Raw genomic sequence first — 2,139 nt, forward strand, 5'->3', positions numbered from 1 at the left:
ACACCTCTGCATGTCGCAGAGTAACCGTTTGACCTGCTTCACCGCTTACTTTTAGCCTTACGGTTCCGACCATGTTCTGCCCTAAATCAAACACATATTTGCCAGGTTCCGGCTCCGTCATCTTAATCGGCTTCATTTCTTCAATTAATTGTACCGTTGGGCCATCCTGGGCGACTAGCTTCCCAGTCACTTCTTCCTCTAATTTCTGAACCGAATCCCAGCTCGATGCATCGAAGGCAGGAGTATCCCATCCGTCTAATTCTTTCGTTGCATCATAGGTCTCTCCCATCAAAATACTAGAAGATACAATTGGTCCTGCTGCCCATTTCCATGATTGATCCGTTCCAATTGTTTCTGTTGAACCGTCTGTGTACTCCAGATTTAATTGCATGAACAAATAATTGCTATCGCCATAAATGTTCGGACCAATAAAACCTACATGTCCTGAATACCATCCCTCAGCCAATATAGCGCCAATGACGTTGTCACCGTTTTGAAGCAAATCAGTTACATCATAAGTCTGGTATTGAATATGCTTCGTGTAATCTGTCCATCCTGGCGTAAATAAATCTCGGCCTATACGTTTGCCGTTAATGCTAGGTTCATATATTCCGAGAGCGCTGGAGTAAAGTCTTGCTTTTGCAATGGACTTCTCTAAAGAGAAACCTTTGCGAATGTAAGGAGGCGAAGCTGTAATTTTTACATTTTTCCCCCATGGCGACTCCCCATAGGACGCGACGATCATCGCAGCTGACCAGCTGCTGTCATCAAAATCCGATTTCTCCCATCCCTCCATCTTTACCTTGGCCGCTTTCAAACCTTGATCCATATTCAATTGAAGAGGTGTTCCTTCCTCGAATACCACTTTCAAGCTGCCAAGAAGACCAGCAGGTCCGCCATCGTTTGACGTTTGGATTGCAATCGTATTAGATCCAGGAATGAGTGCACTTGAGACATCTACAATTTTGCCTTCTTTCCATGAATCGACCGCTTTGATAGAACTGCCCATTCGCTTTCCATTCACATATAACACGAACCCATCATCCGCAGTTAATAAAAATTTCCCTTGTGTTATTGTCCGGTCTAACGGTAATTGAATGGTTTTGCGAAAATAGCGATCTCCTGCAGGAGCATTTGAAGCCGGATTCCCTTCCGGAAACCAAACCCATTTAAGACCTTCTGTTGTCATATTGTTCGCGTCGCTCATGCCGATCCATTCCGCTTGCCAATCCGAATCATGGAGAAGACCCATTTCCCACCAAGCAGGATCACTCCATTCTGAAGCCCTCTCATTGTTCAAGTCCCATACTTTTACTCTCCAAAAGTAACGTTTGCCGGACTCCAAAGGTTTGCCGTCATAAACGACATTTACCGATTGATTCGAATCAACTTTATCGGTATTCCACACATCCGGTTGGTTATCCAGCAATTTCTGTTTGGTGCTAGCTACCTGAATGGCATATGCTGTTTGAAGCTGTCCACGTTTATCGGACTGAAGCTTCCAACTCAACCTCGGCTTCATCACATCAATACCGATCGGATTGTTCGTGTACTCCGTCGTTAAATCGGTTACCGCCATCGTTGCTCCCGTTCCACCCGCTTCGCCATACGCCATACTAGTCATAGGCAAGCATAATGTGAAGCCGATCACCAAAGCTAATAGAAGACTCATGGTTTTCCTCATACTTTTTTCCCTCGACTTTCCTTTGTTATTGTTTATCGTTCTATTTTTGCTTCAGCATTGCAAGGATGACGACTACCGACTCAGCCCGAGTAGCATGCTCATGAGGTGCAAACCGGTTACCATCTCGCCCTTTGATAATTCCTGTCTCCACAGCTGCAGCTACGTAACCAGTCGCCCAAACAGGAATTTCTAACGCATCCGCAAACTGCAGCTTCGTTTTTTGGTCTGCTTTTAGATCAAGAGCCCTCATGACGACAGCAACCATTTCTGTCCGATTAATTAACTGGTCTGCGCGGAAGCTTCCGTCATCATAACCTTTTAATAGACCTGCCTTAACCGCTGTTGCGATATACGGTTTCGCCCACGCAGCAATTCTATCGCTATCGTTGAAGGCAAGTTTACTGTCTGCTCCAAGTTCTAGATGAAGCGCCCGAACCATCATAGCAGAGAACTCC

The 2,139-nt window shown here is 45.4% G+C and carries 2 protein-coding genes; both read right to left on the reverse strand.

Features of this window, described 5'->3' with window-relative positions:
- Window positions 1–1,672: family 78 glycoside hydrolase catalytic domain (locus AC1DSE_RS34420; RefSeq protein ID WP_477529032.1), on the reverse strand; the 1,672-nt coding region annotated here is incomplete at its 3' end.
- Window positions 1,673–1,724: 52 nt separating this feature from the next.
- Window positions 1,725–2,139 (reverse strand): S-layer homology domain-containing protein (locus AC1DSE_RS34425; RefSeq protein ID WP_477529033.1); only part of this gene is annotated, 415 nt, incomplete at its 5' end.

The organism is Paenibacillus sp. 01L418, from assembly GCF_056400045.1.